The 20,892-nt window shown below is 63.8% G+C and carries 30 protein-coding genes; 5 read left to right on the top strand and 25 right to left on the bottom strand.

Going from position 1 to position 20,892, the window contains the following annotated elements; genetic code table 11:
* Position 1: 1 nt before the first annotated feature.
* Genes EAO39_RS22500 through EAO39_RS08350 form a run of 15 tightly spaced genes read right to left on the bottom strand, consistent with a single transcriptional unit; the run spans position 2 to position 9,995 of the window.
* On the bottom strand, positions 2 to 157 hold the full coding sequence (locus EAO39_RS22500) for a hypothetical protein (protein WP_009521710.1): 156 nt from the start codon (positions 155 to 157) through the stop codon (positions 2 to 4).
* Positions 158 to 186: 29 nt separating this feature from the next.
* Positions 187 to 588: a hypothetical protein gene (locus EAO39_RS08415; RefSeq protein WP_120966992.1), complete on the bottom strand. Its 402-nt coding sequence runs from the start codon at positions 586 to 588 to the stop codon at positions 187 to 189.
* Positions 588 to 1,340, bottom strand: coding sequence for a hypothetical protein (locus EAO39_RS08410; RefSeq protein WP_120966991.1), 753 nt, complete (start codon positions 1,338 to 1,340; stop codon positions 588 to 590). Before EAO39_RS08410 ends, EAO39_RS08415 begins: the two co-directional genes overlap by 1 nt.
* Before the next feature lie 2 nt (positions 1,341 to 1,342).
* Complete coding sequence (locus tag EAO39_RS08405) at positions 1,343 to 1,546, bottom strand: hypothetical protein (protein ID WP_120966990.1); 204 nt, start codon at positions 1,544 to 1,546, stop codon at positions 1,343 to 1,345.
* Positions 1,547 to 1,550: 4 nt separating this feature from the next.
* Positions 1,551 to 1,976 carry a hypothetical protein gene (locus EAO39_RS08400; protein ID WP_120966989.1) on the bottom strand — a complete coding sequence of 142 codons (426 nt, stop codon included), beginning with the start codon at positions 1,974 to 1,976 and terminating at the stop codon, positions 1,551 to 1,553.
* Positions 1,977 to 1,986: 10 nt separating this feature from the next.
* The gene (locus tag EAO39_RS08395) at positions 1,987 to 2,265 is read right to left on the bottom strand and encodes a hypothetical protein (protein ID WP_041186787.1); all 279 of its coding nucleotides are present in this window, start codon (positions 2,263 to 2,265) and stop codon (positions 1,987 to 1,989) included.
* A gap of 2 nt (positions 2,266 to 2,267) precedes the next feature.
* Positions 2,268 to 3,272, bottom strand: a complete 1,005-nt coding sequence (locus EAO39_RS08390; protein ID WP_120966988.1) for a major capsid protein — start codon at positions 3,270 to 3,272, stop codon at positions 2,268 to 2,270.
* A gap of 2 nt (positions 3,273 to 3,274) precedes the next feature.
* Positions 3,275 to 3,652: a head decoration protein gene (locus EAO39_RS08385; RefSeq protein WP_013246718.1), complete on the bottom strand. Its 378-nt coding sequence runs from the start codon at positions 3,650 to 3,652 to the stop codon at positions 3,275 to 3,277.
* A gap of 1 nt (position 3,653) precedes the next feature.
* Positions 3,654 to 4,868 (bottom strand): S49 family peptidase, encoded by a 1,215-nt coding sequence (locus EAO39_RS08380; protein ID WP_120966987.1) that lies wholly within the window; start codon positions 4,866 to 4,868, stop codon positions 3,654 to 3,656.
* A 10-nt stretch (positions 4,869 to 4,878) separates the two neighbouring features.
* Positions 4,879 to 6,366, bottom strand: a complete 1,488-nt coding sequence (locus tag EAO39_RS08375; protein WP_120966986.1) for a phage portal protein — start codon at positions 6,364 to 6,366, stop codon at positions 4,879 to 4,881.
* Complete coding sequence (locus EAO39_RS08370; protein ID WP_120966985.1) at positions 6,366 to 6,587, bottom strand: hypothetical protein; 222 nt, start codon at positions 6,585 to 6,587, stop codon at positions 6,366 to 6,368. The genes EAO39_RS08375 and EAO39_RS08370 overlap by 1 nt, the downstream gene beginning before the upstream one ends.
* On the bottom strand, positions 6,587 to 6,979 hold the full coding sequence (locus EAO39_RS08365) for a hypothetical protein (RefSeq protein WP_120966984.1): 393 nt from the start codon (positions 6,977 to 6,979) through the stop codon (positions 6,587 to 6,589). Before EAO39_RS08365 ends, EAO39_RS08370 begins: the two co-directional genes overlap by 1 nt.
* On the bottom strand, positions 6,979 to 7,470 hold the full coding sequence (locus EAO39_RS08360) for a hypothetical protein (protein WP_120966983.1): 492 nt from the start codon (positions 7,468 to 7,470) through the stop codon (positions 6,979 to 6,981). Before EAO39_RS08360 ends, EAO39_RS08365 begins: the two co-directional genes overlap by 1 nt.
* Positions 7,471 to 7,488: 18 nt before the next feature.
* The gene (locus tag EAO39_RS08355; protein WP_120966982.1) at positions 7,489 to 9,447 is read right to left on the bottom strand and encodes a phage terminase large subunit family protein; all 1,959 of its coding nucleotides are present in this window, start codon (positions 9,445 to 9,447) and stop codon (positions 7,489 to 7,491) included.
* Positions 9,447 to 9,995, bottom strand: coding sequence for an elements of external origin (locus EAO39_RS08350; RefSeq protein ID WP_120966981.1), 549 nt, complete (start codon positions 9,993 to 9,995; stop codon positions 9,447 to 9,449). The genes EAO39_RS08355 and EAO39_RS08350 overlap by 1 nt, the downstream gene beginning before the upstream one ends.
* Before the next feature lie 117 nt (positions 9,996 to 10,112).
* Here EAO39_RS08350 and EAO39_RS08345 point away from each other — a divergent pair, with 117 nt between their 5' ends.
* The 5 genes from EAO39_RS08345 (at position 10,113) to EAO39_RS08325 (ending at position 12,125) form a co-directional block, all read left to right on the top strand.
* Complete coding sequence (locus EAO39_RS08345; RefSeq protein WP_055451284.1) at positions 10,113 to 10,310, top strand: hypothetical protein; 198 nt, start codon at positions 10,113 to 10,115, stop codon at positions 10,308 to 10,310.
* Positions 10,311 to 10,404: 94 nt separating this feature from the next.
* Complete coding sequence (locus EAO39_RS08340) at positions 10,405 to 10,968, top strand: DUF3489 domain-containing protein (RefSeq protein WP_120966980.1); 564 nt, start codon at positions 10,405 to 10,407, stop codon at positions 10,966 to 10,968.
* 98 nt (positions 10,969 to 11,066) lie between these two features.
* Positions 11,067 to 11,426 (top strand): hypothetical protein, encoded by a 360-nt coding sequence (locus EAO39_RS08335; RefSeq protein ID WP_055451282.1) that lies wholly within the window; start codon positions 11,067 to 11,069, stop codon positions 11,424 to 11,426.
* Between the two features lie 97 nt (positions 11,427 to 11,523).
* Positions 11,524 to 11,886, top strand: a complete 363-nt coding sequence (locus tag EAO39_RS08330) for a hypothetical protein (protein ID WP_120966979.1) — start codon at positions 11,524 to 11,526, stop codon at positions 11,884 to 11,886.
* Positions 11,886 to 12,125, top strand: coding sequence for a hypothetical protein (locus EAO39_RS08325; RefSeq protein ID WP_055451280.1), 240 nt, complete (start codon positions 11,886 to 11,888; stop codon positions 12,123 to 12,125). The genes EAO39_RS08330 and EAO39_RS08325 overlap by 1 nt, the downstream gene beginning before the upstream one ends.
* Here EAO39_RS08325 and EAO39_RS08320 read toward each other — a convergent pair.
* The 10 genes from EAO39_RS08320 to EAO39_RS08275 all read right to left on the bottom strand — a co-directional run bounded on the left by EAO39_RS08320 (position 12,070) and on the right by EAO39_RS08275 (position 20,888).
* Entirely contained in the window at positions 12,070 to 13,311 is a 1,242-nt protein-coding gene (locus EAO39_RS08320; RefSeq protein WP_120966978.1) for a site-specific DNA-methyltransferase, read from the bottom strand. The two genes, EAO39_RS08325 and EAO39_RS08320, sit on opposite strands and share 56 nt — an antisense overlap.
* Positions 13,308 to 14,717 (bottom strand): site-specific DNA-methyltransferase, encoded by a 1,410-nt coding sequence (locus tag EAO39_RS08315; RefSeq protein WP_120966977.1) that lies wholly within the window; start codon positions 14,715 to 14,717, stop codon positions 13,308 to 13,310. The genes EAO39_RS08320 and EAO39_RS08315 overlap by 4 nt, the downstream gene beginning before the upstream one ends.
* A gap of 318 nt (positions 14,718 to 15,035) precedes the next feature.
* Positions 15,036 to 15,452 (bottom strand): DUF6362 family protein, encoded by a 417-nt coding sequence (locus EAO39_RS08310; protein ID WP_120966976.1) that lies wholly within the window; start codon positions 15,450 to 15,452, stop codon positions 15,036 to 15,038.
* Entirely contained in the window at positions 15,445 to 15,648 is a 204-nt protein-coding gene (locus tag EAO39_RS08305; RefSeq protein ID WP_009238689.1) for a hypothetical protein, read from the bottom strand. Before EAO39_RS08305 ends, EAO39_RS08310 begins: the two co-directional genes overlap by 8 nt.
* Position 15,649: 1 nt before the next feature.
* Positions 15,650 to 16,126, bottom strand: coding sequence for a hypothetical protein (locus EAO39_RS08300; RefSeq protein ID WP_120966975.1), 477 nt, complete (start codon positions 16,124 to 16,126; stop codon positions 15,650 to 15,652).
* Positions 16,127 to 16,266: 140 nt separating this feature from the next.
* A complete protein-coding gene (locus EAO39_RS08295) occupies positions 16,267 to 18,567 on the bottom strand; it encodes a phage/plasmid primase, P4 family (protein ID WP_120966974.1) in 2,301 nt (766 codons plus the stop codon).
* Positions 18,564 to 18,809, bottom strand: coding sequence for a hypothetical protein (locus tag EAO39_RS08290; protein ID WP_120966973.1), 246 nt, complete (start codon positions 18,807 to 18,809; stop codon positions 18,564 to 18,566). The genes EAO39_RS08295 and EAO39_RS08290 overlap by 4 nt, the downstream gene beginning before the upstream one ends.
* Entirely contained in the window at positions 18,806 to 19,540 is a 735-nt protein-coding gene (locus tag EAO39_RS08285; protein WP_120966972.1) for a hypothetical protein, read from the bottom strand. Before EAO39_RS08285 ends, EAO39_RS08290 begins: the two co-directional genes overlap by 4 nt.
* Positions 19,537 to 20,037, bottom strand: coding sequence for a DUF6511 domain-containing protein (locus tag EAO39_RS08280; protein ID WP_120966971.1), 501 nt, complete (start codon positions 20,035 to 20,037; stop codon positions 19,537 to 19,539). Before EAO39_RS08280 ends, EAO39_RS08285 begins: the two co-directional genes overlap by 4 nt.
* Complete coding sequence (locus tag EAO39_RS08275) at positions 20,034 to 20,888, bottom strand: P63C domain-containing protein (protein WP_120966970.1); 855 nt, start codon at positions 20,886 to 20,888, stop codon at positions 20,034 to 20,036. The genes EAO39_RS08280 and EAO39_RS08275 overlap by 4 nt, the downstream gene beginning before the upstream one ends.
* Between the last annotated feature and the right edge of the window lie 4 nt (positions 20,889 to 20,892).

The following is a 20,892-nucleotide window of genomic DNA, read 5'->3' as shown; positions in this document are numbered from 1 at the left end:
ATCAGTCCTTGAGCAGATCGCGTTGCAGTTGTTCGATGCCACGCTTCTCGCCCTGGGCTGCCACGGCATGAATGCCGAGCAGCTGGGCAAGTTGCTGCCGTTCGATCTGTCCGTCGGCATCCAGAAAGGCTTGCGCCTGCGTGAGCGTGTAGGCCATCACGTCGCCCAGGCGGTGACCGGCGCGGATCAGGCGGGCGACGGCACAGTCCCATCCGAGTTCGTCAGCGAGCGCAGCGTCGGGGAGAGGCGCTCGGCCGCGCCCTGAACCGCCGGAACGACGTGCGCCACGAAAAAATCCGCGTTCACCTCGAACACGGCAGCGGCCAGAAGAACGGCGTCCTCCAGCGACAAGTCGTTGATCCACGCGCGCTCACGCCGGGTAGTGATCGCCAGCAGATCGAGCACGGCATCACCGTGCCGCCCCAGCAGCGCCATCCAGTCCGGATCGATGGTGATCTCCTCGGCCAGCGGGCGCACCACGGCCAGCAGCCGTGGCAACTCGCCCAGCCGGATCGGCGTCAGTTCCAGCGCGACACCGGACAGCGTCACGACCACCGGTGCGGGTGGGAAGGTTTTGAAGTCATCCATCACAGCAGCACCAGACGGCCGAATTGACCGAGATCACCACCGACCGGCTTGGTCAGATCCGCCAGCACTTGGCCCGATAGCTCAAACTTCAGCAGTTCGTCGGTGATGATCGACAGTTCCTTGGCCGGGTTGATGGCCACGCGGTAGAGGTCGATCACCACCTCGCGGTTGCCATCGGCGGTGTTGAGCCCCTCGAAGCGAATCCAGCGCTCGGGCAGCGGCTGAGTGAACATCGCCGTGCTCTGCGCTGCGCCATAGGCGTAATCGACGGTGAACGGCTCGGTGTACGGGCCACCCGACGTGGCATCCAGCACCACCAGCGAGCCGTGCTTGGCGTTGACGCTGTACTGGCTCGCAGGCAGCGTCTGGGGCGTGGCATCGGAGTCCTGCACCTGCACGGCGGACACGTTTTGCATGGCCAGCGGGTACAGACTGCCCGGCGTGACCGGGTTGGGCAGCAACTCGCCAGTGACGGTGCCAGGGGTGATGGTGGTCGTGGTGCCGTAGAGCGCGAGCGCCAGATTGGTGGCGATCAGTTCTTCCAGCGTGCAGGCGAACTCGCCCTTCTTGGTCTTGATGAGTTGCAGGTCGGTCAGGCGCTGGCCCGACTGCGCTTCCTGGTGCTCGATGGTGTCCACCGACAGCGACACCTTCAGCTCGGGCACGTTACCGACGAAGGTCAGTCCGGCCGGGTTGCCGAGTTCATCACGTGCGCCGATGTAGACGCGGCCTTGTCCGGAAAAGTAAGCCATGTTCAGTCTCCTTGGATGGTGGTGCCGGACGTGGCATCACGGCGGGTGGGTTTGGCATCAGTGGTGGGTGTGGCGGACGCCGTAGCAGCCTTGGCCACGCCCTGCGCGATCAGCCAGTGTCCACTGGCATCGGGAAGATCAAGGCGATCACCCACGGCGAGGCGCTTGCCTGCATGGGTGTGGGGTTTCAGTAGTTCGATGTGCATGGGTTCATCCTGTTTGGGTTAGATCAATGGCGTGGGTGCGGTAGCGGATTTCGTAGCGGGCTGGGAGTGCGACGGCCCCGGCGTCGGCGTCGTCGAACTCCCACTCGCAGTCGATCTCGCGCACGGCGATGGCCAGACCGCCCAGATTCGGGTCGGCCAGCAAGGCTGCGTGCGCCGCCACCAGCGCGAGGTCGGCAACGTCGAAGGCGTCCGCACCGCGCGCCACCACAGCGACTCGGACGATCAACAGCCGGTCGACGAGGTGGTTGGCGTGGGCGGTGATGCTGTCGCCATCGACGAATAGCAGCAGCGCAGGACTGGCCTCGCGGGTGACCGGCACGGCTGGCATGCGTAGCACTGGAACGGGTGCAATCGCAGATGACAGGCGTGCGACGACCTCCCGCAAGACGCGCTCGCGGACGGAGTTCATGGCGATGTCCTTAGAGTTGGGAGAGTGAGGCGCGCCGCTCGGTGCCGTCGCCGATGGCACGCACGTCGCGCACCTGATAGCTGCTGCCCGCAATTTCGACGGTGTCACCCGCAGCGAGCGTCAGCCACACCGCCGGGTAGTCGATCTGGTAGTCGCGTGACAGCGCAAAGCCATCGAGCACGGTTTCGTCCGGGGCGCGGAAGGCGCAATACACGGTGGCAGTGCCCACCGTGACCGCCGTCAGCAGTCCAGATCGTCGCGCCGCTTCGTAGAACGACTCGATGGCCAGCATCAGGTCGCCAGAACCTTCACCAGCACGGCAGGCCGATGGCACATCGGCAGCGGGTTGGATTGGGTGTGGACATCGGTGCCCCGGTCGAACTTGCGCGGCTCCTGCTTGGCGTACAAGGGTTGTCCCAGCGTGTTCGCCGTTTCATTGAAATCGGCGGGCGCAAAGTAGGTGGCGAAGGTGTCCACCGTACCCAGTGGGAAGGCGTGGCCTTCGCCTGCCTCGATGAAGCGACGCACGTTGTCGTCGCCATCACTGGCTTCGCCCGCGTACTCCTCGAAGGTGATGCCTGCGAACGGGAAGCCCGAGCGCATATCGGTGCGCAAGACCTGACCGTCCTGCCAGCGGTGATAAGCCTCGATGACCTTCTCGTGGCTGGTGAACGCGTCGAAGAACTCTGGCGATACCAGACAGTGAACCCCTGTCATCCGCTCGCCCTTGAGGTTCTTCTCCAGGTAGCGCTTGAGGTCGAGACACTTCTTCTTGATATCGGTGCCCGCGCTTCTGAGCTGGAAATTGACGACCTTCGGTGTAATTTCGAACAGATCGAACAGGTTGTAGAGATCCGATCCGTCAGCATCGAGGATGACGCCCTTGAGCGCACCAACACGCAAATGCTCCAGCGTGATGGCGTGCTTGTTGCGCATGGTTTGCAGGTGCTCGGCCATGACCGCTGCAACAGTCTGCACTTCGGTTTCCGAACCGAAGGCGCGGATGCCTTGCACTTCCTCTGGCAGCACCACGTCGTCGTGCGGAATGTGCGGAATGGCAAAGGAGCGCAGCTTGCGTTTGCCGCGTACACCTACCGTACCGGGAGAGCCGACCGGCATCGTTGGCAGCAGCGTCAGGATGCCGTTCTTTTCTTCTACGGCCACCGAACGGAAGCGCACCGGCTTGGGCGGAAACAGCCCCATGCTCTCCATCATCCCGTAGTTGTTGGGCAGGATGTTGATGGCAGCGGTCAGCGCCGACATCGAGAAAGCGGGATTCTCGAAAACATTGTTCATGGTCAGACTCCTTTGCGAACGAGGATGCCGAGGCTCTTGAGCTGCGCGATGGCAGCTTGCTTCTCGGCGGTGGTGATGGCGGCGGGCCACGCCAGCGCGTGATCGGCGACGATGGCGTGGCGGGCCAGCATCAGTCCGTCATCGCGGTCAATGAGGGTGGCGTCCACGCCTTGCATCAGCACACCAGCGGCGTACTGGCTGCCGTCGGTGGCCGACGGATCGATCTGCTTGAGCTTCGCGGTGGCCGTCACAAGACCGACCACCGTACCGAGCAGGAGGCTCTGGCCTGCGCCGACCGTGACCTGATCACGCGAGTAGAGATTCGGTGCTTCGTACTTCAAGAGGTCGCCGAGATTGAGGCCTTCAGTCATAGCGGGCATGTCATTTCTCCTGTCCGGCGCGGGCGCGAGCCGCCAGCACCAAGGGGTTGTCGTTGAGGGATTGCGTTGCCGACGTGGCGGCGCTCGGAGTGATCAGGCTGCTGATCTCCTGACCGCTGGCGCGAGCGACCAGCAGCTGGCTGCGCACCTTGGTGGCCGGAGTGCGTGCCGCCAGAAAACCGGCAATGCGGTCGGGGCAGCCCGCCAGAGCGCAAAGCTCGGCGACTTCTTGCGCGTCGTCGATGGTCATTGGCGCGGGCGACACAGGATCGCGATCAGGATCAGCGCCAACCCCAGGGTCAGCAGTGGTTCCGGGTTCATTCATGAAATGCTCCAGTCGTGGTTGGTGAAGATTGCCCAGCGCCGCAGCCGCTGCCGACAGCGCAGGTGGTGGTGAAAGTGATGCGACGAGCTCGTTCAGCACATCGTCGAAATTGCCGACGGCATCGGCCAGGCCCGCCGCGACAGCGTCATTGCCAAAGAACACGCCCGCCTCGGTTGCGCGCACTGCTTCGCTGCTCAGGCTGCGGTAGCTGGCGACCGTGTCGACGAACAGTCCGTAAATCCGATCCACCTCGCTTTTGAGAAAGGCGTGTGCCTCGTCCGAGATCGGCTCGTGCGGGTTGAGATCGTTCTTGCGCGCTCCGGCAAAGACGGTCGTGTAGCGGACGCCATCCTGCGCATCACGCACCGATTGGTCGGCGTGCATGGCAATGACGCCAATCGATCCGACACCGCCCGTGCGGGTGACAAAGAAGCGGCTGGCGGCCGAACCGATGGCGTAAGCCGCCGAATACGCCATGTCATTGGCCAGCGCCCAGACCGGCTTGACCTGCGCCGCTGCGCGAACGCGGTCGGCCAGATCGAACACACCACCGGACTCGCCGCCCGGGCTGTCGATGTCGAGCACGATGGCGGCCACTGCCGGATCGGCGATGGCGGTATCGATCTGTGCGGCGATGTCCTGGTAACTGGTCAGCCCGGATGCCGCCTCCAACCCCACGGTTCGCCGCACCAAGGTGCCGTAGATCGGCAACACGGCGATGCTGCCGCCTGCGACTGGCGGGCTGCGCGTGGTGGGTGACGGAATCGGCGTGCCGTTCTCAGACAAGCCGATGCGTGGCCCCAGGACGGCGAGGATGACTTCGAGTTTTGGCCGATGGATCAGCAGCGGCGCGCCAAAGATGCGCGCCGCCATATGCGGTAGCAGTGTCATTGGGATTCCTTCAGGCGGACGAAGCGTTGCTGTCGGTGGCCTGCGAGTTGGGTTCAGCGCTGCCGCCATCCTTGGAAGTGCGGCGCGGATCGGAGTCGAAAATCAGGCCGAGGTCATCGGCTCGTTGGTTGTCGGCGGCGATTTCGCGGTCGACGTCCTCGGCGTCGTAGCCGAAGGCCGAAATCGCTTCAGAACGGCTCATCAGACCGGCGCGGATCGCCAGCAACATCGCCTTGAATTCCTTCTCCGGATCGACCCATTGCCAACCCTGCGGAATCCATTTGCAGGCGGCGTACTCGCGGCGGCGGCGGGCATAGCCCGGTGCCGTCAGCGCACCGGCCAGCACTGCCTGATCGAGCCACGCATTCCAGACGGGGCGGCAGAGCTGATGCACCAGCACACCGTGCTGGATGGCTTCGGTGCGACGGCGAAACTCCAGCATCCCGGCCCGGATGGACGAGTAATTGACCCCGGAGAGATCGCCTGTCAGCTGCTCGTAGGTGATTCCGATGGCCGCAGCCACGGCCCGAAATTGCGCACGCAGAAACTCGGCGTAGCTGCCGCCGACATCGGCGGGGTCGGAGAACTTCACGTCCTCGCCGGGCTCCAGGATTTGCATCGTGCCGGGTTCCAGACCAGCCATCGCCACACCGGCGTCATCCGGGATTCCCTCACCGAGCAGGTTGTCCTCGGGTGAGAGTCGCGTGACGAAGCCTGCAAACATCGCGGCGGTTTTCTTGCGCACCAGTTCGGCATCGTCGTACTGATCCAGCTCGTTTAGCTTGACCAAGGCACGGGCCAACCACGGCTCGCCGCGAATCTGTCCGGGGCGCAGGACGCGGTACAGATGGATGATCTCCCGCGCGTCGATGCGCACGGTGTCCATGCCACCTTGCCCGGACATCGGTGCCAGTCGGCCATCCTCGGGGTGCGAGCGGTACAGGTGGTAGGCCACGCGTCGCCCCATCGAATCGAACTCGATGCCCGAGCGCACGACATTGCCGGACGGCAGTTCCGTGTTTAGATTCAGCGGCAGGTGTTCGGCCTCGAGCAACTGCAATTGCAGGGGAACGACCAGACCATCCTCGGGGCGACGGGGACGCAACCGAATCAGACATTCGCCGCCCTCGCACATCGCGCGGGCAGCCAACGCCTGCAAGCCGTAGAAATCGGTCTGCCCGGTGGCGTCAGCCTGTTCCGTCCAGTCGCGCCACAGTGCTTGCACGTCAGCACGAAAGGCTTCGTCCTTGGCCATCGCCTGCGGCTTGATGCCGGTGCCGACCGCGTTGGAGACGAAGGCCTCGATACCGGCATTGGCCCACGCATTGCGGCGAACAAGGTCGCGGGATTTGACGCGCAACTCGTTGGATGTGGCGAGCATGGCCGCCACGGCACCGGGATTGCCCGGCATCCACGCAAGGGATCGCCGTCCGCGACCTGCTGCTTCGTGGATGGGAGATTGGCCGAACAGGCTGCGGATTTTGGAATACCAGGCCATCAGAACCCCTTGCCCGTGGTGACACGGATCTGGCGCGGCGCACCAGGCCATAGGCCGGTGGCGGCGGCCTGTTCAAAGATGTCGCGCTTGACCACCGCGATGGCGGCCTTGAGTTCATCGACGCTGCGGTAATCGACGGTCTTGTCACCAAAGGTCACGCGCTTTTCGCCTTTGACCAGAGCCGCTTCCAATGCATCAAGGTGTGCTTGTGTGTAGGCCATCAGCGGTACACCGTGAGGTTGATTTCGGAGGAGTCGTCGAAGGATGCGGACGTGGTGGCACAACTGATGTCGACGTACTGGGCGGTCTTCTGGTCGGTGGTGGATCGCACGATGGCGATGCGCTGCGTGCCGGTGTTGGTGCTGCTGCGGGCGAGCGCCGTCCAGCAGTAGTTGGCGTCCGGCATGGCAGTGGCGAAGGTCACGCGGTAGCGGCCTGACCCCAATCGGGTGACGCTGGCCACGTTGTGCGATGCGCGCACGACGATTTGCGAGCCGACATAGCCGAAGCACACCCACGCGCGGGCCAAGCCGGGATGGGTAGCGTCGATCTTGGTCTTGACCTCGATTCCGACACGGCTGGCCAGCACACTGATCCGCGATGCGAGGCTCATCAGACCAGCGCACCCACAAAGACCGCGACGAAGTCGGTGTCGGTGTTGCCGACATCGCTGGCTGCGACAGCGCCGATGTTGCTGCGGGCCTGAAGTTGTTCGGCAACCGTCAGCGACTGTGCGGCATCGAAGCGCACGCGGTTGTTGACGGCGGCGAGCAAAGCGTCCAGACCACTGGTGCCGTTCTGCAGCAGTTGTTGGATTTCCACCAGCGTGTCGTAGGCCGCATCGGCACCGCCCAAGATTTCAGTCTTGAGCGCATCAAGCAGCGAGACGATCTTGTTGGACGAGTAAGTGCTGGTCGTTGCGATCTGCGCATCATCAATTACCGCAGAGGACACCACAGCAGCCTGCAGTTCGTTGATGGCCGCGACCAGATTCGACTTGTCGGTGGTGGTGAGGTTGGCAAGGTTGCCTGCCTTGGCGCGGACGTCGTTGAACTCCTGCGCGACGCGAATGACCAGGCTTTCGATACGGGTAGCAAGACTCATAAAAATCTCCTTTGAAGGTCAGGACAGCCAGCGGCTCTTGATGACGCGCCGACGTGGGGTGGTGCCAGAAACAGCGAGGCCACCGCGTTGGGTGGCCTCGTTGCTTGATTCGATTGGTTGTTCTGGAGGTGACGGACTTGCCAACCCCAGTTGTCGCTCCAGTTCCCGCCAGTGGCGTTCCTCGAAACGATCCAGTCCCGCCGCCGAAGCGGCCGCGCGGGCGTAGACGTAACAGTCGAGCGCCTCATTGCGCTCGCGCATCTTTTGCCACTCGCGCACCGGAAAGCCGTTGCGGTCGCGGCGGGTGATCAACTGCTCGGCGCAGAGCTGCTGGATGAACTCGGCGTCGATCTTGGGCAGGTGGACGAACCCGGCTGGAAACACCGTGGTCAGCCCGTCCTCGCCGACATCCGCGCTCTTGCGCAGGTTGTTGTAGAACTCCAGCTTGGCGATGCCACCGGCGACCGAGAACACCTTGATGCCCCGGCGCAGCTTCTTGCCGCCCTGTGAGACATCGATGGCGGTTGGCGTGCCGATCAGCGCCGCGCCACGAGCCACGCCCTTGACCGCCATCACGCGTGGATCGCGGCAGGCCCGCACAAAGGCATAGGCCTCCTGCGTGGCAAAGCCGGTGTCCAGCGCAAAGCGCGCCAGCGGCATCGATGCGCCCGAGGCGTGCGTCCAGTTCTCGGCCACCATTTCAGCGAGGCGTTTCCATACCGTGTCGCGGGCGGTGTCGCCCATCAGCACCCGGTGCTCGACCAACCAGGATTCCTTGCCGCGCCCGAAGGCCCAGACCGACGCCTCGATGCGATCCTTCTGCACGTCGGCTGCGCCCACCAGCAGTAATCCGCCCGGTGGCACGGAGCCAATCCGGTAATCCTCGCGGCGCTCGACCAGCCGTTGCCAGTCCGGTGCTTCGCCTTCCTCGACCCAAGACTCGCCCAATTCGGTGTTCTTGAAGGTTTTGATGGCAGCCGCCGAGCCGGATTCCTTGCTGACTGCGCTCTCCCACGCAGCGGCAATCTCGCGCCAAGCACGCCAGCCCACCGGGCTGTACAGCGACGACAGGTGAAACCCCGCCGTCTTTCCCTGGCCATCGGTGATCATCGCCCGCCACTCACCGTGCTCCAGCATCCAGGTCTTGTGGTGCTCGGCAATCGCGGTATCGCACGACTCGCAGATGTAGGCGGCGGTTTCCGGTTGGCCCTTGTCCCAACGCAGCTGCTCGAAGCGCAGCCACTGCCGATGCGAGCAATGTGGGCACGGCACGAAGTACCGGCGCTGATCGCTGGCTTCGTACTCGCGCTCGATGGCGCTTGCGCCCGAGATCGTCGGCGTCGAGACGATGAAAATCTTGCGTCGCGCGAAGGTGCGCGTGCGCGCCTCGGCCAGCGAGATCGCGTCGCCTTCACCCTCGACGTCCAGCGGGTAGCCGTCGACCTCGTCGAGAAACAGGTAGCGCACCGGCATCGAGCGCAGTCCGACCGCGCTGTTGGCCCCGGTCATCACCAGCACGCCACCCCTGAACTCCTTGGCCAGGATGGTGTTGCCGGAATCCCGGCTGCGCGCCGGTGCAATCAGTTCAGCCAGTGCGGACGACTCCTCAATCAGCGGATCGATGCGCTGCTTGGAGTTGCGCTTAGCCATCTCCACTGTCGGCCACACCGCCATCATTGGCCCGGGTGCGTGATGGATCACATAGCCGATCCAGTTTGATCCCATCTCGGTCGCGCCAAGCTGTGCCGCTTTCATGAACACCACGCGCTCGACCGGCGAGGTCGGCGACAGGCAATCCATGATTGCTTTCAGGTAAGGCGTGCGGCTGGTGCGCCAGCGACCCGGTTCGGCAGAGGCTTTGCTGGAGAGCATCCGGTGGCGATCTGACCATTCGGACACGGTGAGCAGCGGGTCGGGAGTCAGTCCTTCGCGCCACGCGCGTTCAATCTCGGCAGCGCCTTCGTAGTCCATGTCCATCAATCCACCCTCGGGCGCATCTCGCCCAGTTCCTGCAGGTGCTCACGCACCGCCGCCTCCAAGGCGATGTGCATCGTGTGGGGATCGACGCCGAGCTTGGCTGCCATTTGTGCCGAGATGCGTGCGGGCCAGTTCAGCCACGCATCGCGTTCGGAGCGCGCCAGCTTGAAAACATGGGCGATGGCCTGTGGCCGATCCACCAGCTCGCCCTTGAGGCGGGCCAGACGCACCTTGTTGGTTTGCGCCTTGACCACTTCGTTGACCGTCCGCGCTTGGAGCAAGGACGTGCCACCTGCTGCGGATGTTGCCAATGAGGCTGCTTGCCCGTCTCCTGTGGCCCCGCTGGATTCCTGGACGGCGACCTTGACGGCGCGGGTGGCCGTTCCGTTGCGCGGCGCATCGGAATTGCGTGCCCATTCCCGGTCGACGCGCTCGGCATCAATCGTTCCGTCTGCCTCCGGTGTGACGCGCCCCGCAGCGATGGCCTTGCGCACCGCCGCATCGGACACCCCTCGGTGGCGTGCGTAGGCACGAATCGAAATACCCATATTTCCCCTTCGGGGCACCTTCAATCATTTGTTCGTCATTCCTGCGGATTGAGCTTGGCTTCCATCTGGAACAGCGCGTTCATACGTTCGTCATCAACACCATGAAAGGACACGGACATGAGCAAGCTCGAACAACTCCTGACCCAGATCGCGCAAAACAAGCTGGGCATCGAAACCCTGGAAACCCGCCGCTCGGACAGCCTCGATTTCCACGATGTGGCGGTCTGGTGCCTACGCGATGCGCTTGAAGCCGCCTTCAACGCGGGTCTCGAGCAGGGGCGCAATGCCAACCCGTCAGACAAGGCCAACACCTGATTGCGAAGCGAAGAAGCCAAGCAGAAAGCGCTTGGCTTCACTTGAGAACAGCGCGTTCATCACATCACCGTCCACCACATCGAAGGAGCAAAACATGACCACCACTCAACTGACCCCTGCCCAGCAAGCGATCCTGGCCCACGCGGTTGAACACACCAGCGGCAAGATCGACTGGTTCCCCGACAACATCAAAGGCGGCGCACGCAAGAAGGTGCTCGACGGACTTTTCAACCGCGCACTGATCACCACCGATGGCACCGACTGGCTTGTCGCTGCGGAGGGCTACGACGCCCTGGGCATTTCGCGTCCCGACGTGAACAGGAAGGGCATCGGTCAGTTCGAAGCCAATCTCGACCGGATCATCGCCAACGCTGAAGGCGCGCCTGCGGCCGCGAGCGATCCCGAACTGGAAGCGGCCGTAACCGCCGCCGAAGCCACGTGGGTCAAGCCGCGTACCCGCGAGAACAGCAAGCAGGCCGAAGTGATCCGGATGCTGCAACGCCCCGAGGGCGCAACCATCGACCAGATCTGCACCGCCACCGGTTGGCAGGCGCACACGGTGCGCGGCACCTTCGCCGGAGCCTTCAAGAAAAAACTTGGCCTGACCATCGTGTCGGACAAACCGCAGGGCGGTGAGCGGGTGTACCGCATCACCTGAAAAGATGGCGAGAGGAGCCATGAATAGCTTGGCTTCTCTCCCCACCAGCGCGTTCATACAGATGTCGTGATTGACGACGCCATACCAGGAAAACCGCCATGAGCACCATGACCATCACCATCGAACGCACCCCACGCACTCTGCAGTTCGCAGGCCAAAGCCTCCAGGTCGAAGAGTTGAGCATCCGCCTGCCGTTTGCACGCAAACCTGCCGACCTCGGCGAACTGGGCGGGAGCGACCAGCACAAGGTCTACGTCACCGAGACCAAGGAGCTCACCCCTGCCGAATTCGACGCCTTTGGGCTCAGCCTGCTGGTTTCACGCGACTGGCTGCGTGGCAAGGGTGGCGGCACTGGCGACGGCTACCTCTGCGTCGAGGTCACTGCTCCCGGACGTCCTTACCTCTACGTCAATCCCGAGGGCGGTGATTACGCCCGCTACGTAGCCCGTCTCGGGTAAGCAAAATTGATCGAGAAAGAAGCCAGGAACAGCTTGGCTTCTCAATCGAACAGCGCGTTACTACAGGTGTCGCAACGATCAACCCGGAGAAGACATCATGACCACCAACCAGATCCCCACCACCCAGAACGAAGCCTGGGGTTTTTGGGGCACGATGAACGAACACGCCAGCGCCGCATGGCCCCTGGCCATGAACGCCATTTCGGACGCCACCCACCAGCCCCTCGAATCGGTGCGGACCTTCCTCGACAGTCGCCACGGACGCCACTTTGCCGACGACGTCCAGAACGGCTTGTACCAAGGCCAAGCCTTGCAGGATGCGATCAACGCCGCCACCCAACGTTGGATGGGCTGGACGATTGGCCGCCAGACCAGTAAGCAGTACGGCATCCCGCGCGGCCTGCCTTACCTGACAGGCTTTGTGATCCACTGCGAAATCTGCGAAGAGATGGCTGCCTGATGAAAGCGCTCGCCACCGAACGGGAGCAGGCACTGCGTTGGCTGATTGCCAACCGGCGTCCAGACATCTCCATCGAGCAGGCTGTGCGCGTCATGTGCATGGCACTGCCGCGCGATCTCACCACCCTGCAAATCCTACGGCGCATCGCCGAGGAAGAAGAGGCCAAGCAGCCCGGCCAGCCATTCAACTGGCGCACAATTCCTGGTCTGCTGCCTCGCGGACAGCCGTCTGGCCGGTGAAGTCCTCCCACCGGCGCACGATCACATCCACGTACTTTGGATCGAGTTCGATCAGCCGCGCGACGCGCCCCGACTTTTCGGCCGCAATCAACGTTGTGCCAGAACCACCGAACGGATCGAGCACCACGTTACCCGGGCGGCTCGAATTGCGGATGGCTCGCTCGACCAGCTCCACCGGCTTCATCGTCGGATGTAGATCGTTCTTCTGCGGCTTCTTGATAGCCCACACATCGCCCTGATCGCGGTCGCCACACCAGTGGCGTTGCGCGCCCTCGGGCCAACCGTACAGGATCGGCTCGTACTGGCGCTGGTAGTCGGCGCGGCCCAGCGTGAAGGTGTTCTTGGCCCAGATGATGAAGGTCGACCACTTGCCACCGGCTGCGCGGAAGGCGGCCTGCAGCACATCCAGTTCGCTGGAAGACATCGCCACGTAGATACCGCCCCGGCAATGCGCCACGGTGGGCGTCAATGCCGCCAGCAGGAAGTCGTAGAACCCGTCGCCCAGGTTGTCGTTGAGGATCGCGCGATCCTTGCCGCGCATCTTGTCCTTGGCGCTGTTGGCGTAGTTCACGTTGTACGGCGGATCGGTGAACACCATGTCCACCGGCGAGCCCTGCAGCAAAACGTCGTAGCTCTCGGCCACGGTCGAGTCGCCGCACAGTAGGCGGTGCGACCCCATGATCCAGACATCACCCGGGCGGGAGATCGGCGTCTCACCAACCTCCGGCACCGCATCCTCGTCGCTCTGGCCATCGTTGTCCGGCTCATCGCCCGCCATCAGTTCGGCCAGCGCATCGACATCGAAGCCGGTGAGCGACACGTCGAAGTCATCGTCCTGCAGGGTTGCAATCTCGATGCGCAGCATGGCGTCGTCCCAGCCCGCGTTCTCGGCGATGCGGTTGTCCGCGATCACCAGCGCCCGGCGCTGCGTGGCGCTCAGATGGTCGAGCACGACCACCGGCACCACATCCAACCCGAGTTTCTGAGCGGCGGCGAGCCGCCCGTGTCCGGCGACGATGATGCCGTCGCTACCGGCCAGGATCGGATTGGTGAATCCAAACTCGGCAATCGATGCTGCAATCTGCGCCACCTGATCATCCGAGTGGGTGCGGGCGTTGCGAGCATAGGGCAGCAGTTTGGCTGTCGGCCATTGCTCGATCTTGTCGGCAAACCACGAGGCGTTCATTGCGCAGCCTCCGTGGTGACCAGACGGTCGTCGGCCACGTCGTCGAAGGACTGACCCGTGGCCAGCAAAGTGACAGGCACACCGGGGTGGTTCTGCTGGAAGCGTTTGATGGCGACGTCCACGTACTCCGGTGCGATCTCGACTGTGCGGCAGACGCGACCAGTGCGCTGCGCGGCCAGCATCGTCGTACCGCTGCCGCCGAAAGGTTCGAACACGAGGTCGCCCGTGTCCGTATAGGCCTCGATCACGAACTCCGGCAGCGCTACCGGGAACACGGCGGGGTGGTCGATGTCCTGACCGATCTTGCCCTTGTGGCGCATCACGCGGATCACCGAGTCTGGAATCCGTGTGTCCTGCGTCGGCTGGCCCTTGTGTGTCCAGCCGCCGACTTCACCGTCCTTGCCACGCATCGCCGTGGACGAGCCATCGGCGCGCAGATGCGATTCCAGCCCCGCGTGCTTGCAGGGCACGATCTTGTTGGGTTTGAGGCTGGCGCGGTTGAAGTGAAAAACAAACTCGAAGCTCGGAGCCAGTCGCCCTTGCCAGTCGCCGGGCATCCCCGGCCCCTGATCCCAGACGTACCACGCGAAGCGCCGCCAGCCTTGGGTGCGCATCCAGTCGAGCCAGCCATCCCAATACGCGATGACTTCGTTGTCGCGATGGATCAGCCCGAGGTTGACCAGTACCTGGCCGTCGTCGGCCATCGGCACAAGGCCGAACACGCCGCGCATCAGGCCATCCCAATCCTTGACGCCGCCGGAGGTGTAGTCGCGCTGGTTGCCGTAAGGCGGTGAGGTGAAGCAGAGCCGTGCCGCGTCGCCTTGCATCAGCGTGGCGACGACGGACGAATCAGTAGCATCGCCGCAGATCAGGCGGTGCTGACCAATGGCCCAGACATCGCCGATGCGCGACACCGGGACGACCGGCGCATCGGGCACGTCATCAGCAGTGTCCGTGTCGTCTGCATCCTGCCCCTGGTCTGCGTCATCGGAAACCACGCCGTCTGCGAGCAATGCATCGATCTCGGCATCCTCGAATCCCGTCAGAGCAAGGTCGTACCCAGCCTCGGACAACTCGGCCAGCTCCAACGCCAGCAGTTCCTCATTCCAACCCGCGTCGAGCGCCAGCCGGTTATCGGAGATGACGTAGGCGCGCTTCTGCGTCGGCGACAGATGGGCCAGTTCGATGATCGGCACCTGATCCAGACCCAGCTTGCGCGCGGCGGCCAGACGACCATGACCCGCGATGATCCCGTTGTCGCCGTCCACCAGTACCGGGTTCGTCCAGCCGTACTCGACGATGCTGGCGGCGATCTTGGCCACCTGATCCTCGGTATGCGTGCGCGGATTGCGGGCGTAGGGAATCAGCGCCTCGACCTTGCGGTACTCGACGTTGAGTGTGTTCAAAATTGGCGTCCCAGAAATGGAAAACCCGCCGACGGAAAACCGTGGGCGGGTTGGTGTGGTTGGTGCGAACTGACGGGGTGCGAACTGCGAACCGTGCGAACCTTGGTTCGCACCCTGACGCTAAAAAAGCGTCGCGCTGTCGCCCCCCGCATTGGGTTTTGGCCAGGAAGGACCCCTTTTGCCTTGGGCCACTTCCTCAACCGTCACCGCTGTCCAGAAGATAGCTGAAATACTACCCCTGACCGGGGTGATTTGTTGCAGCCTCGGCCAGCGTCAAAAGGGACAAACGCAGGAAACGAAGGACAAACGCGGCAAGCATTACCCTGCTTGGCCTACGATTTTGGAAGGCGCACGGATGCCTTCGCTGTTGAGCTTCTCGGCCACGATTTCCAGCGCCCGCTGCCAGCGACGCCACGCCGTCGTGCGGTCGCAGGCAAAGCGGATCGTGATGTCTCGCCAGCCGTAGCGCTTGGCGCGCATCCACACAAGGTGGCGCTGCTCGATCTCCAACCACTGCACCCACTTCATCGTCTCCAGCATCCGGTCGATGGCGTCGGGTGTCGGTGGGAACGGTCGATAGACGTGCTCGTCGGCTGCGAACGTCTCCCACTCCTTGCGCACGATGACAGGCCACGTGTTGAAGTAGCCCTGCACACGCACAGGGGGCAGGCGTCGTCCGGTGCTGGCGGCCTCCTCGAAGCGGGCCGCCACATCCTCAATCGTCCATTCAGCCATGACGAGCCCCTCCGTACAAACGTTCGCCAATGCGGCGCACGATCTCTCGCTCGATGAAGTCCAGACGTTCATCGGATGCGTTGACCACCAGGATGTGCTGATCACGCCAGCCACGTTCCTTGATGGCGTCCAGATCGGTGGCCTGGGGTTGCAGCCGCCCGAGGGGGCAGCGGTACTGGGGTGTGGGAACTTTCACGTCACACCTCCTGGACGTCGTCGTGATGCTGGATCGCCCAGTGCAGCAGCGCCAGGGCATCGGCCTCGTTGTCGTCGACAGGCGCGTGCCCGCGCGCGGTGACAGAAGCGATCACATCGTCCTTGCCAGCGTTGCCCTTGCCCGTAGCGTGCTTCTTGATTGTGCCGACGGGCACGCCTTGGTACGGGATCTGGTGGTGTTCGCACCAGGCGGTGAGCGTGGCAAGGAAACCGCCGTAGGCGTGGGCAGCATCGGTCGAGACGTGGCGACGTACCTCCTCGAAGTGCAGGCAGTCGATGCCGCTGGTGACGGCCTTCAGTTCGGTGAGCCAGCGTTTGAAGCGCAGGAAGCGCATTCCGCCGCCTTCGAAGCGCTGCGGCCGGAAGCTCTCGGAGCCGCTCGTGATATGGCCGTCGCTGCCGCGCAGTGCCCAGCCGGTGGTGGTGCCCAGATCGAGGGCGAGGATGCTCGTGGTCATGGTGTCAGTCCTTATCCGGTGCAGATCTGACGCAGCTGACACTTCGTGACGAAACTCCCCATGAGGCGCGCGCACACGCGCACGCGTAGGAGTTACGACAAACTGCGTCAGCTGCGTCAGACCGCGTGGTTTTCATGGGGTCAGTCGTCCGCGTAAGGGGTGTAGGCAGGGGTCGGTGGGTGCTTGAGGCCAATGCCCTGAAACCCGCGCACGCCCATTCCGTTGCGCCATTTGTCCAACCCGCGCGTGATGAGCAGATCGGAAAAGCGGCGTTGTGCGCCGACAAACTCGCCAGCGGCTTCCGCCCACTGTTTCCAGTCGTTGAACAACTCGGCGGTCAGCGACTTAGCGTTGGCCTCGCGCACGCAGCGCTCATCGAGCCAGCGGCCCAGGGCGTCCTCGGCTTCGAAATACTCCTCGGTGGCGTCCACCACGCGCTGCGGTGGAGAGAGTCGTCCGTGGCGCTGCCAGTCGAGACAGCCCTGCACGGCCCACGCGAGGATGCCGTCACGTTCGGCCTGGAGCTTCTGTTGCAGGTTCTTGTCGCGGCGCTCGGGCGGCACGGTGATCGTGAAAGGGATCAGGTGCAGCCTGCGTTTCATCGCCTCGTCGATATTGCGAATGGCGGGCTTGTGGTTGCCCGCCACGAACAACTTGAACTGCGGGAAGAACTCGAAGAAGTCCTGGCGCATGAAGCGCGCTGAGATCTTGTCGCCACCGGTGAGGTTCTTGAGCTTGGACTCGGCCCAACGTTTTCCCTGTTCAGTTTCGATGGCCGCCACGAAGCGCGCGCCGCGCAGTCCCGCCATATCGGTCGGGTGCCGGTCGGTGCGCGTTTCCATGAACGTGTCCATCGGCGCGTTGGTCGCGTAATCACCCAGGATGGTGGCCAGCGTGTTGACGAACACCGACTTGCCGTTAGCGCCTGTGCCGTACAGGAAAAACAGCGCGTGCTCTTGCGTCGACCCGGTCAGCGCGTAACCGACCATCCGTTGCAGGTAGGACTGCAGCTCCTTGTCGCCACCAGTGACCTCGTCGATGAACTGCCTCCAGGTCGGGCAGTCGCCGCTGGGCGTGGCTGTGGTGATCTTGGTCATCCGGTCGGCGCGCTCGTGCGGGCGCATCCGGCCTGTCTTGAGATCGACCACACCGCCTGGCGTGTTGAGCAGCCACGGATCTGCATCCCATTCGTCGGTGGTGGCCGCGTGCCTGCGGTCAGCGCGCGCCAGGCGTTCCACACCGCCGACCGTTCCTGCGCTGGCCAATTTGGCAGCAACCTTGGGGTTGTCGGCGCGCACAGCCGTCTGGCGGCAGACGCTACGGATCAAGTCCGTGGCCGCCAGCGTATCCTCGGTGCGCCAGCGTTGCCCGTCCCACACCAGCCACTTTCCCCAGCCAGCCACGTAGCGCCAGTCGCGGTGGTAGCGGCGCGTGAAGGACAGCGCCAGCGCGTCCTCCGTACCCCAGACGGATTCGTCGCTGCTGACGACCGGATCAACGTCATCGGCCACGTCGTGCATCTGCAAACGTGGGCCGTGGGTGAGGAAGGTGGCGACATCGAAGCCCTCGGCGATGGCGTCCGCCACGTCCCAGCCCTCGGCGGCTTCTTCGGGCGGATAGAGGACGCGGCAGGATTTGGCTCCCGCCGACAAGATCGCCTGTGCCGCCTGCGTGGCGTACTCCCAGCCCGGTTTGTCGCGGTCGGGCCAGATCAGCACAGCCTTGCCGGACAGCGGCGACCAGTCGGTTTTATCGACCGGAGCGTTCGCCCCGTGCATTGCCGTGGTGGCCACGATGCCCGCGTCGATCAGGGCCTGCGCGCATTTCTCGCCCTCGACCAGCACCACCTGCGCGGCACTGGTCATCCCTGGCTGGTTGTAGAGCGGACGCGGGTCGGGCGGTGCCATCTTGCGCCGCTTGGCATCCCAGGGCCGGAACTGCTTCTTCTGCCCGGGCGGGTCATAGCGGTAGACAACGGCGATGAGATGGCCTTGGGCGTCGAGATAGTCCCACTTCGCGGTGGCGGGGCCGAGTTCGTCGACCGGCACGTCCTTCTTGCTGGCCTTGCGTACTGGTGCGGAACGCGAGCGTCCGAGCAGATCGGCTGCGGCGTCGAGCACGCGCGGAAAGTCGTTCAGCACGTCGATACCAAGGTGCGCGGCGATCAGTGCATAGATGTCGCCGCCATCGCCAGTGGCTCGATCCGTCCACAGTCCGGCCTTCTCGCCATCGAGCACCACCTCGAGGCTGTCGCCGGGACTGCCCAGCACGTCGCCGATCAGGAACTTGCCCCGGCGCTTCTTGCCCGCAGGAAACAAGGTGATCAGAACGGATTCAAGACGCGCGAGCAGTTCAGCACGCAGTTCTTCGCGTTCGGCATCGCTGAGGGTGCGGCGGTTGGGGTCGGGCAGTGGCGCGACGTCGTTGAAGTCGAGAGTCATTCGGCCTCCTCACCATCGGCGTTACCGGTGCGCCCTTGCGCGGCGGTGCTGCGGGCTGCCCACGCAGACAGTTCGGATGGCCGATAGCGCACCAGACCGCCCATCAGGTAGTGGGGAATCTTGTACTTGCTGCGCATCTGCGGGTCGGCGAACCAGTAGTACGGCAGGCGTAGTGCGGCAGCGGCCTGCTTGGCGTCGATCATTGGTTCGACACATCCGATGAATTGCGTGTCGTTGCTCATGTCGTCCTCCAGCAGCGGTCTTGCCAAGCGCACATCCGGCATTCGAAGTGGGTCGAGTCGTGGAAGGCGCGTGGTAGCAGTTCGCCTGCCTCGGTCGCCGTGATGACCTTCACCGCCCGATCCGACATGCGCTGGGCAAGCGCCGCGTCAAATGGCACGAGCTCGGTGTAGATCTCCATCGTGTCGGCGTTGAGCGCCGTGAAGATCGCCGGGTGCTCGTGCAGTTCGAGATAGGCTTGGTAGATCGCCACTTGCGCGGCGTAGATGGGCTTGGAGATGGCCAAGCCCTTTTTCTCAAGGTCGCTCCAGGACTTGTTGCCAAGGCACTTGCATTCCCAGAGCGCGGGGTAAGCGAAGCCCTCCGGACCCCCTACAATGACGCCGTCGACGTGGCCCTGCAGGCGACCATCGGCCACCGAGAATCCGAACTGCTCGCCGTCGGCCTTTCGGGTGCGCAGGTCAAAACCTGCGTCCCGAAGCCACGTGACCATGCAGTCCTCCATGACGTGGCCACGCTCGAAGATGCGCAGCATCCGGCCCGGAATATCCCGTCCGTAGTCGATAGGCGCCTTGGCGTACTCGAACTGCAGCGCGCGCTCGCAGGCCACGCCGAGACGCGAGGCCCCGAGGTACTGGCGCTCGGACTGCTGGGCGCGAGCCCTGTGCATCCCCGCGTCGACCAGCGCAGTGATCTGACCCGAGATGCTTGAAGTGGAGTTGAAGTCCATCATGGCTTCTTCCCCTTCGGCTCTTCCCAGGGCAGGTCGTCCTCCAGATCCGCGAACGGATTGGCGACGTCGGGTGCCAGCGGATCGGGTGCAGGGGTCATCCCCCGCACCGGCGGGTACTTGGTAGCCTCGTGGTGCGCGACCATCGCGTCCGACCAGCAGGTGACGATGGCATCGATCACCCGCAGGGCCTCGGTTTCTGAGTAGTCGCCCAGCGGCTTGGTGAAACCGATCTCGCCCGCTGCCTCACCGAAGGCTTTGAGGCAATGGCGCATTGCGGCCAGTTCGACATCAGACGGATCGATCATGGCGACCTCCATCTTGTCGATGCGACCTTCCTTGGCCCGTTGCCAGTTGCCGTACAGCGCGTGAAACGCCTCCTGGCAGCGACGCGAACAGAACACCCAGTCGATGGGGTAACGCCGGGGATCGCCCACACCGTGGCGGTTGTCGGTGTGGCCGTAGCCCCGAGCCTGTCGTTTGCAGACCCAGCATTTCACGCCCCCTCCTCGAGTTCATCGAGCAGCAGGCCCAACTGCAGGGCAGCGCCAGCAAAGGCGGCCTCGCAGCGGCGCTTGAAGTCGGGATAGCTCATCGAACTGCGCGCAATCGCCGTGACCGCGTGAATCTGCGATTCCAAATGCGCGAGTCCCTGATCGGACAGCCACTGGTGGTGCTTCTGCGAGATGCCCTTGCGATTGCGGATCTCGCCCAGCAAGTCTTCTGGCAGCACCGGCCCGTAGACCCAGCGCAGTGTGATCTGGCCGACGACGTGCGGAGGGTTCTGGTCGTGGCCCTGGTACTTCCAGCCGAACAACCGATAGATGGCGCGGTAGTAGTCCGGGTGGAAACGGCGCTCCCACGATGCGCAGGACTGGCGCAGCAACTTGGAGATCAGCTCCTGCAGCGCATCCGGTGCGCGGTGGTGCTGGTAGCCAGTGGCCTCGTCGATCAGCGCGACCTCGCCGGTGGTAGCCAGCGCCCGCATGATCTTCATGCAGTTGGGGACGATGCCCCGCCGTGCTTTGTGCAGCGTGCCGTCGATGGCGGCGTTGACGACCGCCGATGCGACGTCGGCAATGATGCCGGCGGGGAAGAACTGAGCCTTTTGGCCCGACGGCAGCAGAATTGTCGCCTCTTGTTTATTCAATGATGACAATGAGTTAGGCGCGATTTCCCGCAGAAAACCGGCAAAACGGTCACCCCTTTGGCGCTCGGCAAAACCCAGCAACTTCATGAGCTGGCGACGGACATAGCCGCGCTCGCCGCCATTCAGGACGACGGCCTCGCATTGCAGGTCGCCGAATCGCACAACGCCGTAGTGGCTGGCAGTGAGGATGGATGCATTCATGGCG

Origin of the sequence: Comamonas sp. lk (genome assembly GCF_900564145.1) — a bacterium.
Lineage (GTDB): Bacteria > Pseudomonadota > Gammaproteobacteria > Burkholderiales > Burkholderiaceae_C > Comamonas.
The sequence above is the reverse complement of the archived record's forward strand: the minus strand, read 5'-3'. Positions and strand labels throughout refer to the sequence as shown.

What these genes read in the sequence shown, in the direction of transcription:
- EAO39_RS08350 (WP_120966981.1), bottom strand. Translation starts at nt 9,995, where the DNA reads ATGGGTATTTCGATTCGTGCCTACGCACGCCACCGAGGGGTGTCCGAT.
- EAO39_RS08355 (WP_120966982.1), bottom strand. Translation starts at nt 9,447, where the DNA reads ATGGACATGGACTACGAAGGCGCTGCCGAGATTGAACGCGCGTGGCGC.
- EAO39_RS08320 (WP_120966978.1), bottom strand. Translation starts at nt 13,311, where the DNA reads ATGAACGCCTCGTGGTTTGCCGACAAGATCGAGCAATGGCCGACAGCC.
- EAO39_RS08340 (WP_120966980.1), top strand. Translation starts at nt 10,405, where the DNA reads ATGACCACCACTCAACTGACCCCTGCCCAGCAAGCGATCCTGGCCCAC.
- EAO39_RS08375 (WP_120966986.1), bottom strand. Translation starts at nt 6,366, where the DNA reads ATGGCCTGGTATTCCAAAATCCGCAGCCTGTTCGGCCAATCTCCCATC.
- EAO39_RS08360 (WP_120966983.1), bottom strand. Translation starts at nt 7,470, where the DNA reads ATGAGTCTTGCTACCCGTATCGAAAGCCTGGTCATTCGCGTCGCGCAG.
- EAO39_RS08285 (WP_120966972.1), bottom strand. Translation starts at nt 19,540, where the DNA reads ATGATGGACTTCAACTCCACTTCAAGCATCTCGGGTCAGATCACTGCG.
- EAO39_RS08345 (WP_055451284.1), top strand. Translation starts at nt 10,113, where the DNA reads ATGAGCAAGCTCGAACAACTCCTGACCCAGATCGCGCAAAACAAGCTG.
- EAO39_RS08410 (WP_120966991.1), bottom strand. Translation starts at nt 1,340, where the DNA reads ATGGCTTACTTTTCCGGACAAGGCCGCGTCTACATCGGCGCACGTGAT.
- EAO39_RS08335 (WP_055451282.1), top strand. Translation starts at nt 11,067, where the DNA reads ATGAGCACCATGACCATCACCATCGAACGCACCCCACGCACTCTGCAG.
- EAO39_RS08300 (WP_120966975.1), bottom strand. Translation starts at nt 16,126, where the DNA reads ATGACCACGAGCATCCTCGCCCTCGATCTGGGCACCACCACCGGCTGG.
- EAO39_RS08330 (WP_120966979.1), top strand. Translation starts at nt 11,524, where the DNA reads ATGACCACCAACCAGATCCCCACCACCCAGAACGAAGCCTGGGGTTTT.
- EAO39_RS08295 (WP_120966974.1), bottom strand. Translation starts at nt 18,567, where the DNA reads ATGACTCTCGACTTCAACGACGTCGCGCCACTGCCCGACCCCAACCGC.
- EAO39_RS08365 (WP_120966984.1), bottom strand. Translation starts at nt 6,979, where the DNA reads ATGAGCCTCGCATCGCGGATCAGTGTGCTGGCCAGCCGTGTCGGAATC.
- EAO39_RS08290 (WP_120966973.1), bottom strand. Translation starts at nt 18,809, where the DNA reads ATGAGCAACGACACGCAATTCATCGGATGTGTCGAACCAATGATCGAC.
- EAO39_RS08370 (WP_120966985.1), bottom strand. Translation starts at nt 6,587, where the DNA reads ATGGCCTACACACAAGCACACCTTGATGCATTGGAAGCGGCTCTGGTC.
- EAO39_RS08310 (WP_120966976.1), bottom strand. Translation starts at nt 15,452, where the DNA reads ATGGCTGAATGGACGATTGAGGATGTGGCGGCCCGCTTCGAGGAGGCC.
- EAO39_RS08390 (WP_120966988.1), bottom strand. Translation starts at nt 3,272, where the DNA reads ATGAACAATGTTTTCGAGAATCCCGCTTTCTCGATGTCGGCGCTGACC.
- EAO39_RS08415 (WP_120966992.1), bottom strand. Translation starts at nt 588, where the DNA reads ATGGATGACTTCAAAACCTTCCCACCCGCACCGGTGGTCGTGACGCTG.
- EAO39_RS08275 (WP_120966970.1), bottom strand. Translation starts at nt 20,888, where the DNA reads ATGAATGCATCCATCCTCACTGCCAGCCACTACGGCGTTGTGCGATTC.
- EAO39_RS08325 (WP_055451280.1), top strand. Translation starts at nt 11,886, where the DNA reads ATGAAAGCGCTCGCCACCGAACGGGAGCAGGCACTGCGTTGGCTGATT.
- EAO39_RS08380 (WP_120966987.1), bottom strand. Translation starts at nt 4,868, where the DNA reads ATGACACTGCTACCGCATATGGCGGCGCGCATCTTTGGCGCGCCGCTG.
- EAO39_RS08400 (WP_120966989.1), bottom strand. Translation starts at nt 1,976, where the DNA reads ATGAACTCCGTCCGCGAGCGCGTCTTGCGGGAGGTCGTCGCACGCCTG.
- EAO39_RS08405 (WP_120966990.1), bottom strand. Translation starts at nt 1,546, where the DNA reads ATGCACATCGAACTACTGAAACCCCACACCCATGCAGGCAAGCGCCTC.
- EAO39_RS22500 (WP_009521710.1), bottom strand. Translation starts at nt 157, where the DNA reads ATGGCCTACACGCTCACGCAGGCGCAAGCCTTTCTGGATGCCGACGGA.
- EAO39_RS08385 (WP_013246718.1), bottom strand. Translation starts at nt 3,652, where the DNA reads ATGCCCGCTATGACTGAAGGCCTCAATCTCGGCGACCTCTTGAAGTAC.